Annotated in this window: 15 protein-coding genes; 8 read left to right on the top strand and 7 right to left on the bottom strand. The window is 46.9% G+C overall.

The annotated features are described in order from the left end of the window. Window positions 1-9: 9 nt before the first annotated feature. The gene (locus C8D85_RS13875; RefSeq protein WP_133563766.1) at window positions 10-1,746 is read right to left on the bottom strand and encodes an ATP-binding protein; all 1,737 of its coding nucleotides are present in this window, start codon (window positions 1,744-1,746) and stop codon (window positions 10-12) included. 161 nt (window positions 1,747-1,907) lie between these two features. On the opposite strand from C8D85_RS13875, the gene C8D85_RS13870 reads away from it, so the two are divergent. Genes C8D85_RS13870 through C8D85_RS13860 form a run of 3 tightly spaced genes read left to right on the top strand, consistent with a single transcriptional unit; the run spans window position 1,908 to window position 5,338 of the window. Further along, window positions 1,908-3,743, top strand: a complete 1,836-nt coding sequence (locus C8D85_RS13870) for an ABC transporter ATP-binding protein (protein ID WP_133563764.1) — start codon at window positions 1,908-1,910, stop codon at window positions 3,741-3,743. A 59-nt stretch (window positions 3,744-3,802) separates the two neighbouring features. Continuing rightward, the gene (zntR, locus tag C8D85_RS13865) at window positions 3,803-4,264 is read left to right on the top strand and encodes a Zn(2+)-responsive transcriptional regulator (RefSeq protein ID WP_244937022.1); all 462 of its coding nucleotides are present in this window, start codon (window positions 3,803-3,805) and stop codon (window positions 4,262-4,264) included. Between the two features lie 9 nt (window positions 4,265-4,273). After that, window positions 4,274-5,338: an SO_0444 family Cu/Zn efflux transporter gene (locus C8D85_RS13860; protein WP_133563762.1), complete on the top strand. Its 1,065-nt coding sequence runs from the start codon at window positions 4,274-4,276 to the stop codon at window positions 5,336-5,338. Window positions 5,339-5,433: 95 nt separating this feature from the next. Here C8D85_RS13860 and efpL read toward each other — a convergent pair whose 3' ends face one another. Continuing rightward, window positions 5,434-6,006: an elongation factor P-like protein EfpL gene (gene efpL, locus C8D85_RS13855; protein WP_133563760.1), complete on the bottom strand. Its 573-nt coding sequence runs from the start codon at window positions 6,004-6,006 to the stop codon at window positions 5,434-5,436. Window positions 6,007-6,191: 185 nt separating this feature from the next. Between efpL and C8D85_RS13850 the strand changes: the two genes are divergently transcribed. The 4 genes from C8D85_RS13850 to C8D85_RS13835 all read left to right on the top strand — a co-directional run bounded on the left by C8D85_RS13850 (window position 6,192) and on the right by C8D85_RS13835 (window position 8,686). Continuing rightward, on the top strand, window positions 6,192-6,734 hold the full coding sequence (locus C8D85_RS13850; RefSeq protein WP_133563758.1) for a sigma-70 family RNA polymerase sigma factor: 543 nt from the start codon (window positions 6,192-6,194) through the stop codon (window positions 6,732-6,734). Beyond that, window positions 6,731-7,426 carry an anti-sigma factor gene (locus C8D85_RS13845; protein ID WP_133563756.1) on the top strand — a complete coding sequence of 232 codons (696 nt, stop codon included), beginning with the start codon at window positions 6,731-6,733 and terminating at the stop codon, window positions 7,424-7,426. The genes C8D85_RS13850 and C8D85_RS13845 overlap by 4 nt, the downstream gene beginning before the upstream one ends. Before the next feature lie 113 nt (window positions 7,427-7,539). After that, the gene (msrB, locus tag C8D85_RS13840) at window positions 7,540-8,019 is read left to right on the top strand and encodes a peptide-methionine (R)-S-oxide reductase MsrB (protein WP_133563754.1); all 480 of its coding nucleotides are present in this window, start codon (window positions 7,540-7,542) and stop codon (window positions 8,017-8,019) included. An 85-nt stretch (window positions 8,020-8,104) separates the two neighbouring features. Next, complete coding sequence (locus tag C8D85_RS13835; protein ID WP_211342202.1) at window positions 8,105-8,686, top strand: fasciclin domain-containing protein; 582 nt, start codon at window positions 8,105-8,107, stop codon at window positions 8,684-8,686. Between the two features lie 118 nt (window positions 8,687-8,804). On the opposite strand, the gene C8D85_RS13830 is transcribed toward C8D85_RS13835, so the two are convergent. The 4 genes from C8D85_RS13830 to C8D85_RS13815 all read right to left on the bottom strand — a co-directional run bounded on the left by C8D85_RS13830 (window position 8,805) and on the right by C8D85_RS13815 (window position 13,203). Beyond that, window positions 8,805-9,302 (bottom strand): GNAT family N-acetyltransferase, encoded by a 498-nt coding sequence (locus tag C8D85_RS13830; protein WP_133563752.1) that lies wholly within the window; start codon window positions 9,300-9,302, stop codon window positions 8,805-8,807. Continuing rightward, window positions 9,302-9,901, bottom strand: a complete 600-nt coding sequence (locus C8D85_RS13825) for a DUF6198 family protein (RefSeq protein WP_133563750.1) — start codon at window positions 9,899-9,901, stop codon at window positions 9,302-9,304. The genes C8D85_RS13830 and C8D85_RS13825 overlap by 1 nt, the downstream gene beginning before the upstream one ends. Before the next feature lie 257 nt (window positions 9,902-10,158). After that, window positions 10,159-12,462, bottom strand: coding sequence for a YgiQ family radical SAM protein (locus tag C8D85_RS13820; protein WP_133563748.1), 2,304 nt, complete (start codon window positions 12,460-12,462; stop codon window positions 10,159-10,161). A 102-nt stretch (window positions 12,463-12,564) separates the two neighbouring features. Next, entirely contained in the window at window positions 12,565-13,203 is a 639-nt protein-coding gene (locus C8D85_RS13815) for a class I SAM-dependent methyltransferase (protein ID WP_133563746.1), read from the bottom strand. Between the two features lie 117 nt (window positions 13,204-13,320). Here C8D85_RS13815 and rsmS point away from each other — a divergent pair, with 117 nt between their 5' ends. Then, entirely contained in the window at window positions 13,321-13,488 is a 168-nt protein-coding gene (rsmS, locus tag C8D85_RS13810) for a pleiotropic regulatory protein RsmS (RefSeq protein ID WP_133563744.1), read from the top strand. Here the strand turns inward: rsmS and C8D85_RS13805 are convergent. Next, complete coding sequence (locus C8D85_RS13805; RefSeq protein WP_133563742.1) at window positions 13,457-14,566, bottom strand: enoyl-CoA hydratase/isomerase family protein; 1,110 nt, start codon at window positions 14,564-14,566, stop codon at window positions 13,457-13,459. The genes rsmS and C8D85_RS13805 overlap by 32 nt on opposite strands. Between the last annotated feature and the right edge of the window lie 119 nt (window positions 14,567-14,685).

Genomic DNA, 14,685 nt, shown 5'->3' with positions numbered 1-14,685 from the left:
TCGGCTAACTTAAGCCATCAACTGACTTAATGAAAGGTAATCGGCATTCAATGCTTGGGCAAGTTCCTGTGCACGACCACGTTTAATCGGTGACTGTTCTGTATCAATGACAGCCAAAGCACCTTGCCAAGCAGCGACAGGAAAATCACCGGACACGCGCCCATCCGTTAAAATATAGCTGTTTAGCTCAAGCTCTGGCTGCTGCCGTAGCGCTTGCACCAGATATTGCTGTGCATCGACTAACGCTTGATGCATGGGCGTACCACCACCGGCACTGAACGCATCCAGTTGTGCACGAATATTTTGCGGAGCGCGCACTTGTGGCAGCAGCCAATCCACTTGGTCTCCACCAAAGCCAAGGATACTGATTTGCTCACGTCTTAAATAGGCACGTTCAGCGATGTTCAAAATCACACCTTTGGCTTTGGCAAATGTCTGGTCAGCTAAAGTCGACCCCGATGTATCAAGCAAAATGCAGTGCAGTACCGGTTTTCCTTCTCGCCCCTTGCGACGCACGAGTTGCTTTGGGGGCCATTCCCCAGCACTGCTTCTAAGAGTCTGTGCCATATCTATACTGCCGCTCTGACGCTTACCAAGGTTTGCTCCACCTTGGCTTGAGCCGCGCTGCTTTCCGGCTAACAGCGCTGAATTACCACTCTGCGCTGGGGCTTCACTAAATAATTGAGTTCCAATGACCACTGCGTCACTGGTCGCTTGTAACTCTGGCAACATACTTCCCCATTCACCGACAGAATCATTCTGCGGTGAAGGTGAAGACTTTCCCGGCCCTTGGCCCTCATCTTGTTTATGAGAATCAGGTGGCCGGCGTGAAGATGGAGGCGGACTTGGCGGTGGCGATTGCTTTGATTGCGGCGGCGTTTGGCGGCGATGTGCGAGGACAAAATCTTCTACCGCTTGCACATCTTCAATTGAAACGGTATTTGCGCCACGCCATGCAGCATGAGCAATGGCTGCACGCACCCACACGATATCCGCACGCACACCGTCGACATTGGCATCTTGGCAACGACTAGCAATGTCCATACGCAGTGCATCCGCACACTTAATCGTATTTAATCGAGTTTTGGCATGGCTGATACTTTGGCGCAAGTTGCGTTGTTTGTACTTGAACGCATCGCAGAAACCTTTCGGATCTTGATCGAATTCATCACGTAGCCGCACGATCTGTACACGCTCTTCCAAGGTATATTGATTGGACAGCGTGACCATCAAGCCAAAGCGGTCTTTCAACTGAGGACGCAGCTCCCCTTCTTCTGGGTTCATGGTGCCGACTAAAACAAAACGTGAGTCGTGTACATGGCTTACACCGTCACGCTCCACTCGGTTGACGCCACTGGCACTCACATCAAGCAAGACATCGACCAGACTGTCAGCAAGTAGGTTGACTTCATCGACATACAAGACGCCTTGATCCGCTTGCGCCAATAGCCCTGGTTGAAATTTCACTTGTTTGTCATTGAGTACCGAATCGATATCAAGGGATCCCAGCAGACGATCTTCTGTCGCCCCTAGTGGCAAGGTCACAAACGCGGTTTCATTGCTCTCAAGGTGAGGCATTACGCCCGCTAAGCCACGAGCTAGGGTCGACTTAGCACTGCCACGCGGGCCTGATATCAACACCCCACCAATACGAGGATTGATCGCGGTTAACACCAACGCCAATTTGAGTGATTCTTGCCCCGCGACTGCGGTGAATGGAAAGTTGTGAAAAGAACCGTCTGCCATGTTTACCTATCCAAGGCTTCGCTCATGAAACCTTTATAAAATCTGAGTTTGAACCTTATCCGTGCCCCATTAGCAAGTCAAATTGAAAACACACACTGTTGCGTGAACAGTATCGATATTGGCGTTAGAATGACCTCGATTCATTTATCAAGGACTGTTCCATGAAGCCTGCTGCGCCCCCTAAAAACACCATCGATAAAAATATGCTAGGTGTTTTTCGATACAGCAAACGCGCCATCACCCTCGTTTGGCAAACCTCCCCGCGTTTAACACTGGGATTAGCGCTACTGACTCTGATTGCTGGTGTATTGCCTGCTCTGATGGCATACGTTGGCCAGTTAATTGTCGATTCTGTAGTCGCCGCCATGGAGCACTATGAACAAACACAAACCCTACAGTATTTCCCTGCTTTATTGTTCGTTCTACTAGAGGGAGCACTGGTTTTACTGACCAGCGCCAATCAACGGGGCTTGGTGGCTTTGCAGTCAGTCCTTAGGCTCTCCTTAGGTCAACGCGTGAACATGATGATCATGGAAAAAGCGCAACAACTCACCCTCGCCGATTTTGAAGATTCAGAATTTTACGACAAGTTAGTTCGAGCAAGACGAGAAGCCTCTAGCCGCCCTCTCGCGCTTGTCACCAAAACCTTTACCCTACTGCAAAATGGCGTGTCACTTGCCAGCTTTGCCGTGCTGCTCTGGCAGTTTTCACCTTGGGCTCTGACATTACTGATTCTTGGAGCATTACCTGCTTTTTTTGCCGAAGCAAAGTTCTCTGGCGATGCGTTCATGTTAGCTCGTTGGCGCTCCCCTGAAGTGCGCCAACAAAACTATCTAGAAACACTGCTTGCCCGTGAAGATCACATTAAAGAAGTGCGCTTGTACCAATTAAGCAATCGATTTTTAGGACGTTATCGAGACATTTTCGAGAAGCTTTTTCGTGAAAACAAGCAGCTGATTCTTCGTCGAGAGTTCTGGGGCTTTGTGCTCGGTATTCTCAGCACGGCGGTGTTTTATGGTGCTTATGGCTGGATTGTCACCTCAACAGTCGTCGGGGCAATTACGTTAGGTCAAATGACCATGTACCTGCTACTGTTTAAGCAAGGCCAAGGAGCGGTTGCTTCATCACTCACCAGTATCAGTGGTATGTACGAAGACAACTTGTACCTATCGAATCTCTACGAATACTTGGAACAACCGACAGCCGCAAATATTGAAGGTCTACGAAACGGTCCGTGCCCTGGGGATGGCATTCGCTTTGAAAACGTATCGTTTTCCTACCCTGAAAGTGATATCCCTGCTTTAACCGATATCACGCTGCATATTAAACCAGGCAATAGTCTCGCGATTGTTGGCGAAAATGGCTCTGGGAAAACGACCTTAATCAAATTATTGACGCGCCTTTATCAACCTAGCAAGGGAAGAATATTGCTGGATGGTCTAGACCTTACCGAATGGCAAGAACAAGCTTTGTTGAGTCGAATTGGTGTCATCTTTCAAGACTTCGTGCGTTATCAATTTATTGTGGGTGAGAATATTGGTGCAGGCGATAACGATCGCTTTGATGATCAACAAGGCTGGGCAACCGCGGCTGAGCTCGGCAAAGCAACAGACTTTATTAGTGATCTAAACCAAGGTTATCAAACGCAGTTAGGCAAATGGTTCCGCGGCGGGCAAGAGCTCTCTGGCGGACAATGGCAAAAAATAGCTTTGGCCCGTGCCTTTATGCGTGAGAAGGCAGACATTCTGGTACTGGATGAGCCCACCGCCGCGATGGATGCAGGAGCAGAAGCGGAAATCTTTGCTCACTTTCAGGAGCATACTGCCAGTAAAATGGCGATCCTCATTTCCCATCGATTCTCCACAGTGCGTCTCGCTAACGAGATCATTGTAATGGAGCACGGCAAAATCATTGAGCGAGGCACCCATCGTCAATTATTGGAAATGGATGGGCGGTACGCTTACCTATTCACCCTGCAAGCAAAAGGATACCAATAAAATTTGGCTCAATACGAAACCTAGGCTTGACCTTTGTGTTTACTCCAAGGTTTATACTGATGGCATATCAAGATTTGGAGTACATCATGTTTCGTATTGGTGAGCTTGCTAAGAAATTTTCAATCAACGCCGACACACTACGTTTTTATGAGAAACAAGGCTTATTGTGTCCAAGTTCGGTCGCTGCAAATGGCTATCGCCTTTATTCAGAGCAAGAAGCCAAAACGCTAGGTTTTATCCTTCGCGCTAAGGAAGTGGGATTTTCGCTAACAGAGATTAAATCCTTGCTTTCCATTGAAGTCGATAAAGCCAACAGCGAATGCTCGGATGTCAAAGCATTAGTGGATGATAAGCTGGACCAAGTCACGGCTAAGATCCAAGAGTTACAGCGTTTCCAACGTTCGTTGAAACGCTTATCTAATGCCTGTTGTGGCGGTCATGAAAGCGCTGAAGATTGCACCATACTCCAAGCACTTGAATCTGAAACACTCGATATCGTCCCTGAACACCATCACGAATAAGGAGCTGTTATGAATTGGTTCAATGCGTTAATTGAGTTATTCCTAGAGTCGGCACCTTGGCTAATATTAGGGTTGATCATCGCAGGCTTATTAAAAGAGTTTGTTCCCATGAGCTGGATGGAAAAGCAACTCGGTCGTCGATCACGCTTCTCCGTTGTCAAAGCGGCGTTTATTGGCGCCCCCTTGCCGCTCTGTTCTTGCGGAGTGATTCCTGCCGCGGCGGGCTTAAGGAAAGCTGGCGCGACAAAAGGAGCAACGACCTCTTTTTTAATCTCAACTCCCGAAACAGGGGTCGACTCAATCGCCTTATCTTGGGCTTTGCTCGGTCCATTTATGGCGATCATACGCCCTATTGCAGCCATCACCAGTGCTGTGACAGCAGGCTTTCTCGTAGGGAAAGATGAGTCTATATCACCTTCAGACGATCGTTTAAACACCACTTCATCCTGCGCCACGAAAGGTTGCTGTAGCCAGAAAAAGCCTGATTCCCCTTTAAGCATAAGCCAGCGTTTTATTCGTGGTATGCGATATGCCGCGACTGAAATGGTCGATGACATTGCCATTTGGTTAGTCATAGGGCTGGGATTTGCAGCGCTTGTACAAGCCTATGTGCCTCAGAGCTTTTTAGCAGAATGGGGCAATGGGCTGCTCGCCATGCTAGTGATGATGGTCATCTCCATTCCCATGTACATTTGCGCAACCGCATCGACACCTATCGCCGCGGGTTTATTGGTTGCAGGCGTTTCCCCTGGAGCTGTCCTCGTATTTATGTTGGCAGGGCCTGCTACGAACATCGCCACACTTGGCGTCGTCCACAAGCTGCTGGGTAAGCGCGCTCTATTCAGTTACCTAAGTGGCGTCATGATCTGCGCACTAGGATTCGGTTTTATGGTGGATTATGTTTTGTCCATCACTGGCTGGCAGGTGATCACTTCAGGGCAATACACCGATGCAACACATGACAATTGGTTTGCGATCTTAAGCGCACTGCTACTGGTTATTTTGCTGGGATTAAGCTTAGGGAAATCATTGTTCACAACTCAAGTATCGGGCCATCAGCACAGCCATCATTGAGTATAATGATTAAGGGAATTGTTAGAGGATTAGAAGCGGTTAATCGCATTAACCGCTTCTTTATAAGATCAAGTAAATCTAGCGTCTAGCGCTGTTTACTTTTCAGCACGACCGCCAAACTTGCGCTCTTCCACGTTTACTCGAATACGCTCACCACTAGCAATGTACTCAGGTACTTGGATAGTCGCACCGGTCGACAGTACCGCAGGTTTTGTACGTGACGTTGCAGAAGCACCTTTGATCGACGGATCTGTTTCAACAACAGTCAATTCTACGACTTGTGGTAACTCAATCGCAACGGGAGCACCGCTCACCAAAACAACTTGGATACCGGCTGTATCTTCGTTGAAAAACTCAAGCTCGTCAGCAATCGCATCTTTGTGAAGGTTAAAAGGTGTGTAATCTTCCTGATCCATGAACACATACTCATCACCGTCCAAGTACGAGAAATTGACTGGACGGCGGATTAGATCAGCAAGATTCAGCATCTCAGAATCTTTGAACGTCTCATCGATTTTACGTCCAGTGACGACGTCGTACATGCGCATACGGTACAAGCTACCACCGGCACGCCCCTGTGGAACCGAGCGTTCGATATCACGCACAATATAAGTTTTACCATCGTATTCAACGGCATTATTACGTTTGATTTCACTGGCTTTTGGCATTTTCAATTGTCCTAAACAAATTTAACCAAGGTGCTTAAACGAGCCCTTATTCGCAGTCGCTGATGCTATGTCAGTTTTTGGCATTACGCCAGCTTTTCTCTCAAAAGTATTCGATCTCTTCTACACTTTAATTCGTACATAAAACAATCACATCCGAATGCCCCTAACTTTTAAAGGAAGTCACTATGCACGATGTTTCTAGAGTCGAACAACTGCTAGAAGAAATTGCACAAGGTCAAAAGTTGGCATTGAGCGAACTGTATGAGCGCACCAGCGCGAAACTATATGGCATTTGCTTACGTGTCTTAGAAGATGAGAGTTTGGCACAAGATGTCTTACAAGAAACGTATATCAAGATCTGGCGTAACGCTAGTCAGTATCAGGTCAATGGCCTTAGCCCTATGACATGGTTAATTACGATTGCCCGTAACAGCGCCATTGATCGCAAACGTTCCTTGGCTAGCAAACACACTGAATCCATTGATGACTATGATTTGGATTCGGAAGAAAGCAGTCCAGAGACCGTGACTTACTCCCATGAAATATCTCGACAAATAGAAGACTGCCTAGGCACCTTAGAAGCGGAACGAGCTGAAGCGGTCAAAGGTGCTTATTTAGAAGGCCTAAGCTATGCCGACTTGGCTGACAAATTTTCAGTGCCGCTGAATACTATGCGCACTTGGCTACGTCGCAGTCTTCAGAAACTTAAGGGGTGTATGAGCCAATGAATTCATTACCAGAAGATCACATCACTGCAGCAGAATACGCTCTTGGCTTGCTTTCGGATCAACAAGCAAAAGCATTTGAAGCACAAATGTCGACGGACCCTGAACTGAAATCCGCGTACATTTACTGGTCGGAACGTCTCGCGACCTTGGCCAGTGAGTGGCCAGAGCATGTGCCACCTGAACACGTTAAAGCCAAGATCGATGATTTCCTCCGAACGGAAACAAATACCGTCGTTGAGTTGCCATCATCAATGGATAAACACTCGAAAGAGAAGAATAGTCGCTCACCCATTTGGGGTATTGCCGCGGCTTTGGTGCTTGCTCTTGGGATGTGGTGGCTATCCCCTAACACTTTCGAAGCCAATTATCAGACCTACTTGACCTCTAGCGCCTCTGATCTGGTTATCGACGTGTTAGTCGATGTCGACGATCAGACCATTAAAATCATCCCCATTAAAGGTCAACCTGCTGAGCAGGGAGACTATGAATTATGGGTAGCTGTAGGCGATGGCGCTCCTATATCACTGGGGGTGTTGGACATCACCAACTCGGCTCAGTTTTCACTTGATGGCGATTGGATAGATAACTTAGACAATGCTCATATGGCAATCAGTTTAGAACCTAAGGGTGGCTCACCTACAGGCCAGCCAACAGGCCCGGTTCTGGCTGTAGCTGATACCATTGCACTCTAGCTTCAACTGTAACAAACATCGTTCAACCACCGTCTAAAGCCAAGAAAGCTGAAACTTTCTTGGCTTTTTTATCGTTTCTAACAAAGAGTTAACCAACCATGAGGAGCTCAGACATGAATCGACGTACTTTTCTACAAGGCACTTTAGCTATTGCACTTATGAGTCGAGGCCTAACCGCAATCGCATCAGGTGTGCAGGAAGCCAACTTCGAAATCACTAGAACGGAAGCCGAGTGGCGAGCACTACTAACCGACTTTGAATACGCTGTGCTTAGGGAAGAAGCCACTGAGAGAGCGTACACGAGTCCTCTAAACGATGAAAAACGCGAAGGCCTGTTTCATTGTAAAGGGTGCGATTTAGCACTTTATGATTCCAAAACTAAATTTGATAGTGGGACTGGCTGGCCAAGTTTTTATGACAGCCTACCGAACGCTGTGGCAACCAAAGAAGACCGCAGCTGGTTCATTACTCGCACAGAGGTGCATTGTCGTCGTTGCGGTAGCCATATGGGCCATATCTTTGAGGACGGCCCTGCCCCAACAGGGCTTCGTCACTGTATAAATGGTATCGCATTAACCTTCTATGAAAATTAATTAAATTTTTTTGAAACTATTTCAGATCGGTTCCGTATTTATAGATACCAAGCAGTAACAACAATAAAAAACTCGGAGATCCATCATGAAACTATTAACTACATTAACCATCACTAGCGCACTTATCATGACCGGCTGTTCTAGCACTGGCTCACAGAACTACGGTATGAGCGAGAAGAACGACAACCCTATGGTTGGCGGAGCACCGATGTATGAGAGCCGTAATATTATTGAAAATGCGGTGAACTCAAAAGATCACACTACGCTCGTTGCAGCAGTTAAGGCAGCAGGCCTAGTCGATACCCTACAAGGTGACGGTCCGTTTACCGTGTTCGCTCCAACTAATGCAGCGTTTGACAAGCTACCTAGCGGCGCCGTGGCGAATTTGCTCAAACCTGAGAACAAAGCGGCTTTACAAAAAGTGCTAACCTGCCATGTTGTCGGCACTAAAGCGCTTTCTGGTGCGATTACTACGATGATTGATGATGATATGGGAGCGCATCCAGTTCCAACATTAGGCGGTTGTACTCTGACAGCGACATACAAAGGTGACACCATTATGCTTGCCGATGAAAACGGTCGTATGGCAACAGTCACCATTGCTGACGTTAAACAATCCAATGGTGTGATTCATGTAATCGATACAGTGCTGCTGCCAAAACAGTAATAATCTGATCAGCGTATCTCTAAAGCTTGACGAAAAAGCCCAGATGTTCTGGGCTTTTTTACGCGTCTTTCATAACGCAGAGATTAGCTCACTTTTTGGCAAACCTTTAAATCAACTCTTAAGCGATCGTTTTGGCCATGGTCGTATTTTCCAGTGACACACCAAAGCGCTCTACCTGATTACGTTTCGTAGGCAGGAAACCGTGCTTAATGAAAAACTCATATGCAACATCAGATGCCTGAACAAGCCACTGTGCCTTATCGGGATAGTGTTTGCGGATGGATTCAAAAGCTGTAATCAGGAGCAGTTTTGCAATGCCTTGCCGCTGGGCTCTAGGGCATACATATAAGCATTCAATGTCGCCATTTTTGTTTAATTCAATAAAGCCCAGAGGTTCTTGATTGCGCTCATCAACAGCAACCCAAACAGAGTGCTCTTCAAGACGCAGTTTCCAGCTGGCACCATCTATGCAGTCTGGTGCCCAAGCAGATTTCTGTTCTTTTGAATAAATCACATCGGGGATTGCGTGAACACTACGATGAAATACATTTACAAGAGCACGGTAGTCGATTTCCGTGCTCTGAAACTCTCGTATAGCAATTGACGTTGAGTACATTAAGCGTGCTTCGTTTCAGTATTTTGAGCCCAAGTAGGTGGTCGATGATAACGGCCAACAACGGAGCTTAGCAAAAGGAAAGCAAGCAGTGAACAGATGAGACGCCAACCGTCTAAAACCATGATAGCAGCCACTAAAATTCCAATGTCGGCAACCAAGGTCGTGCGACTTGCGTGGATTTGAAAACGTCTCTCCAAGTACACTGCTAGAATGTTCAGTCCGCCTAGGGAGGCATTGTGTCTAAATAGAATGATCAAGCCAAAGCCGACCAGCAGACCGCCTAAAACCGCGGACACGATAGGATGAATATCAATATGTGCCACGTGACGTAGAAGTTCAGATAACCCAGAGAGAGTACTGACGGCTATAAAAGTTCTCAATGCGAACTCTTTACCAAGAGCACGCCAAGCCAGCACATAAAAAGGTAAGTTCAAAATAAAGAACAGCTGACCAAAACTCAGGTCTGTCACTGTGTTCAGAATCATACCTATCCCCGCTGTACCACTGATCAGCAGTCCAACAGAGTTAAGGATATGCAAGCCAAGCGCAACCAGTACGCAGCCTTCAAGAATTGAAAGCCATTGGTGTGTAAGTTTCATAAGATCGTCCCATCATCAATACGCTCACTTTTGGTAAAGCGCAGGTTATTAACGCAAACCTCTTGTGGAGGCCTTAACGCGGGTTAGCACCGTGTCATGAGTTACGATGCAGATTCTATACCAGTTATGGGCGGTGATTATGCGAGATTTTCGAGGATAATGCACCCTTTTCGAAACTTGAGGACGATTTAGGCGTTAAATGTGTGCAGAAAAAAGCCCTATTCAGCATTACTAAATAGGGCTTCAACTTGCTTAAATTAGCGGGCTCTTCGAGCCGCTGGCGATTTGCTCTTCGAGCGATTTGCGCCGCCTTTTCCAGCTGGTCTTGTGCCGTTTGGTCGAGCTCCAGCAGGCCTATTACCTGCACCGTTACCGGATGCCTTATTCGACTTGCGCTGGTTACGTTCGTTTTCAGCGTTTTTCTGCATGGTTGGACGGTTGCTTGTATGTGATGCTCCCGTTTTCTGGCCTGGCTTCGCTTTCGTTGGGCGGCGAGGTGTACGCTTGTCTTGCTCTTCGTCAGGCACCAATTGACCTTTTCCATTACCAATCAGGTCTGCTCGCCCCATCGTACGAAGCGTTTCACGCAGTGCAGGCCAGTTCTTTGGATCATGGTAACGCAAGAAACCTTTTTGTACCGTACGCTCTTTGTAGTCTTTCGGCGTGTGTACGTTTTCACTCTTATACGTCACACCATGCAGTGGATTCTTACCTGAGTGGTACATAGCCGTTGCTAAAGACATTGGCGATGGGTAGAACGTCTGTACTTGGTCTGGTTTAAAGTCATTTTTCTTCAACCAGACAGCAAGGTTCATCATGTCTTCATCGCTACTGCCAGGGTGCGCGGCGATAAAGTATGGAATCAAGTGCTGTGTCTTACCCGCTTCTTTCGAGAACTTATCAAACATCTTTTTGAAGCGGTCATAGGTGCCCATGCCAGGCTTCATCATTTTCGATAAAGTGCCCTCTTCCGAGTGCTCTGGTGCAATTTTTAGCAAACCACCGACGTGGTAGGTCACCAACTCTCGAACGTATTCTGGATCTTCAACGGCTAGGTCGTAACGTAATCCAGATGCTATCGATACCTTATGAATGCCTTCTACTGCACGAGCTTTACGATACAGCTCAGTGGTTGGGCTATGATCGGTTTTTAGATTTGAACAAATCGTCGGATAGACACAAGACAACTTACGGCAAGAGGCTTGGATCTCATCGTCCTTACAGTTTAGGTGGTACATATTCGACGTTGGGCCACCCAAATCGGAAATATGCCCCGTAAAACCTGGCACCTTACGCTTAATGTCTTCAATCTCGTTCAAGATCGATTCATGTGAGCGAGACTGAATCACACGCCCTTCATGCTCGGTGATCGAACAGAAAGTACAGCCACCAAAGCAACCACGCATGATGTTGATCGATGTTTTGATCATGTCATACGCTGGAATGCGTGCTTTTTTGTATTTAGGGTGCGGAATACGTGCGTAAGGCAGATCAAACACACCGTCCATTTCTGGGGTTTCCAACGGAATTGGTGGCGGGTTAACCCAGATTTCCTTTTTGCCATGCTTTTGAATCAAGGCACGAGCGTTATGCGGATTCGACTCCAAGTGCAAAATACGCGACGTGTGTGCGTACAACACAGGGTCTTTAGAAACCTTTTCAAACGAAGGAAGACGAATGTACGTCTTCTCAGCATCCAGTTTTTGACCTTTACGAAGTGGTGCTGGGATGACTCGAATCGGCATCACATCACTATCGTCCTGCTGTTCACCTGTTTGGCACTTACCTTCTGGAATGTACTCATAAGGGCTATAGATCTGATCGATCTTGCCTGGCCAGTCAACGCGGGTTGAGTCAATTTCAGTATAACCACCCGGCGGAACATCACGGATAATCGTAGTGCCACGAACATTCACGATGTCATCCATGCTTTTGCCATTAGCAATCGCATGAGTCACTTCTATGATGGCACGCTCAGCATTTCCGTATAAAAGGATGTCTGCAGTGGAATCCACTAATACAGAACGACGTACCTCATCACTCCAGTAATCGTACTGAGCGATACGGCGTAAGCTGGCTTCAATACCACCAATCATGACAGGCACATCGTGGAACGCTTGCTTACAACGCTGAGAGTAAACAATGACCGCACGATCAGGACGTTTACCACCTTCACCATAAGGCGTGTAAGCATCGTCATTACGTACCTTTAGATCAGCGGTATATCGATTGATCATCGAGTCCATGTTGCCCGCGGTCACACCGAAATATAAATTCGGACGTCCAAGGCGCATAAAGTCATCAGGACTACGCCAATCAGGCTGATCAATAATTCCTACACGAAACCCTTGCGCTTCCAAGACTCGTCCCATTACTGCCATACCGAAGCTTGGATGGTCAACATAGGCGTCGCCTGTGACGATGATGACATCACAGCTGTCCCAACCTAGGGCATCCATTTCCTCACGGCTAGTCGGTAAGAATGGCGCAACGCCGTAACATTCAGCCCAATAAGGCGAATAAGAAAAAATATCTGGAGCGGTTTTGTGTCGTTTGATCATATGAGCTCTATCCCAAGCGGAGAACGCTTGGGAGATTGGTGAATCTGGAATCGTTGATGGCGCTATTATCCCAGAAAATTAGTCAGGTATATAGGGATATTATTAGCTGGTAATACGCCAGACTGTTTCTTCGTAAAATGTACGGTCAACGCCTTGATAACGCTCATCGACCTGCAGCAAATCTTCGCTAGCCACTTTACGAATCCACTCTCCCCAAAGCTCAGTAACTTCAAAGTCCAATACTGAAAATGGTGGTCCAGATTGATCACCATCATAACTTAACGTAACCAGTAACAAGGATGCTTGAGGCGTTAAGCGCTGCTTAGTGTGGAGAACGTATTGCTCCCGCTTATCTTCTGGCATTGCCACCAAGGCCGCTCGATCGTAACAGGCATCAAATCCCGTTTCATCAAAGTCAAAGTAATCACCTTCGACAATGCGCAAAGGCAAATCGTTGGCCGTGTGGATTTTGAGACAACCCACTTGCTCAGTGTGGTAAGTCAGGTCGTTATCACCGAAGAATTCCACCACCGCCATGGGCGATAGCTCCACACCTGTTACGTTATAGCCTTGATTAGCCAACCATAATAAATCCGCAGATTTACCGCACAGAGGCACCAGTACACTAGCGCCACGTGCTACCTGCGGCCAGTATTGCACCAGCCAAGGATTGACTTCATCTCGATGAAAGCCAATTCGCCCAGACTGCCAACGCTCCAACCAAAATTCATTTGTAACCACGCGCACCTCGAGGATGTGTTAACATTTCTTGCCATACATTGGCGCTATACATTAGATAACACCATTGTATTAAACGCCTATTCCAAATACATGACAGCAAATATGCAGAATAAATCCATGTCACTAGACTCCGCACCAGATCATATCAAACTCGCCGTCGACCTTATTGCTCTGCTTGAGGAAAACGAAATCCCTAACGAAACAGCGATCGCAGCGCTAGAGATCGTACTGAGTGACTATCGAAATAAAGTCACTAACTCGAGCACTCCTCCTGTTTCAGAGTAACTTTCTCAACGTACTTCACAAGTGCATCTTTTGGCACTTCTATCACTGAGTGATATTTCCATACGGGCTTTTGGTCCTTATCGATCAATAATGCCCTGACACCCTCACAAAAATCTCCATATAGGCTGATGTTGACGGATAAACAGGTCTCGCGTTCAAACACATCCGCAAGGCTTTTTCCTTTTGCCCAATCCAACTGATCAATGATCAGGCATGCAGATAAAGGGCTACCTTTTAAAAAGTTACCTCGCGCAGCCATCAAGGAAGAACTGTCATTTTTAAAGCCTTTTAACGAATGGTATATATTCACAATGTCACCACTCATCAGCTTTTCGAGCTCTTTTTCATGGGCGATCAGTTCTGGCCTTAGTAATGGCAACTCATCCGACATAGTAAATGTATGAAGCACACGTTCTATATGCTGAATGACATGCTCATGACTATTGTCATCAAGTACTCCAGACGCTAACTGCTTCAAAATTTCATAGTAGGCTTCATCACAAACATAGTGAGTTGCTAACCCTAATTCGCAGGCGTCGGTAGCATTAACTTGGTAGGCCGTCAGTGCTAAAAAACGAGCAAAATGTTCTGGCAGTTGATTTAAGAAGTAACTTGCTCCCACATCGGGATACAGACCAATTTTAATTTCCGGCATCGCAAGTTTGCTTGATGGCATCACTAATCGATAGCGGGACGCCATAAACAATCCCATGCCGCCTCCCATCACATAGCCATGCCCCCAACATAGGACCGGTTTACGATACTCATGAATATATTGGTCAAGCTCATACTCATGACTGAAGTAATGTTGACTAAAAGCGCCACCGTCCGCTTTATCAACGATTGATCGATAGACATCGACCACGTTACCGCCCGCGCAAAATGCTTTGTCTCCACTTCCCTCAATAAGCACTGCAACGATGTATGGATCTTCTTGCCAATCATGCAGTTGGCTGTGAATTAGATGAATCATTTCTAAAGACAACGCATTCAGCGTCTTTTCTGAATTCAGCCGAATGACACCTAGCTTGAAGTGGCTAGCAAAAGGCAAGGATGCGAGTTGAACCGATTGTGACATGGGCTCTCCCTTATTATTTTTCTTGTTTTTCCATCTGATTTACCTCTTCAAGGTAGCGGATCGGAGCACGAGGAACAATAGTTTTAAGACTAATGTCGAGCAGAGACAAAAAAGCCCCG

The sequence above is a fragment of the Marinomonas communis genome (assembly GCF_004363305.1).
Lineage (GTDB): Bacteria > Pseudomonadota > Gammaproteobacteria > Pseudomonadales > Marinomonadaceae > Marinomonas > Marinomonas communis.
Note: the sequence above shows the minus strand (reverse complement) of the source record. Positions and strands in the feature narration are given on the sequence as shown.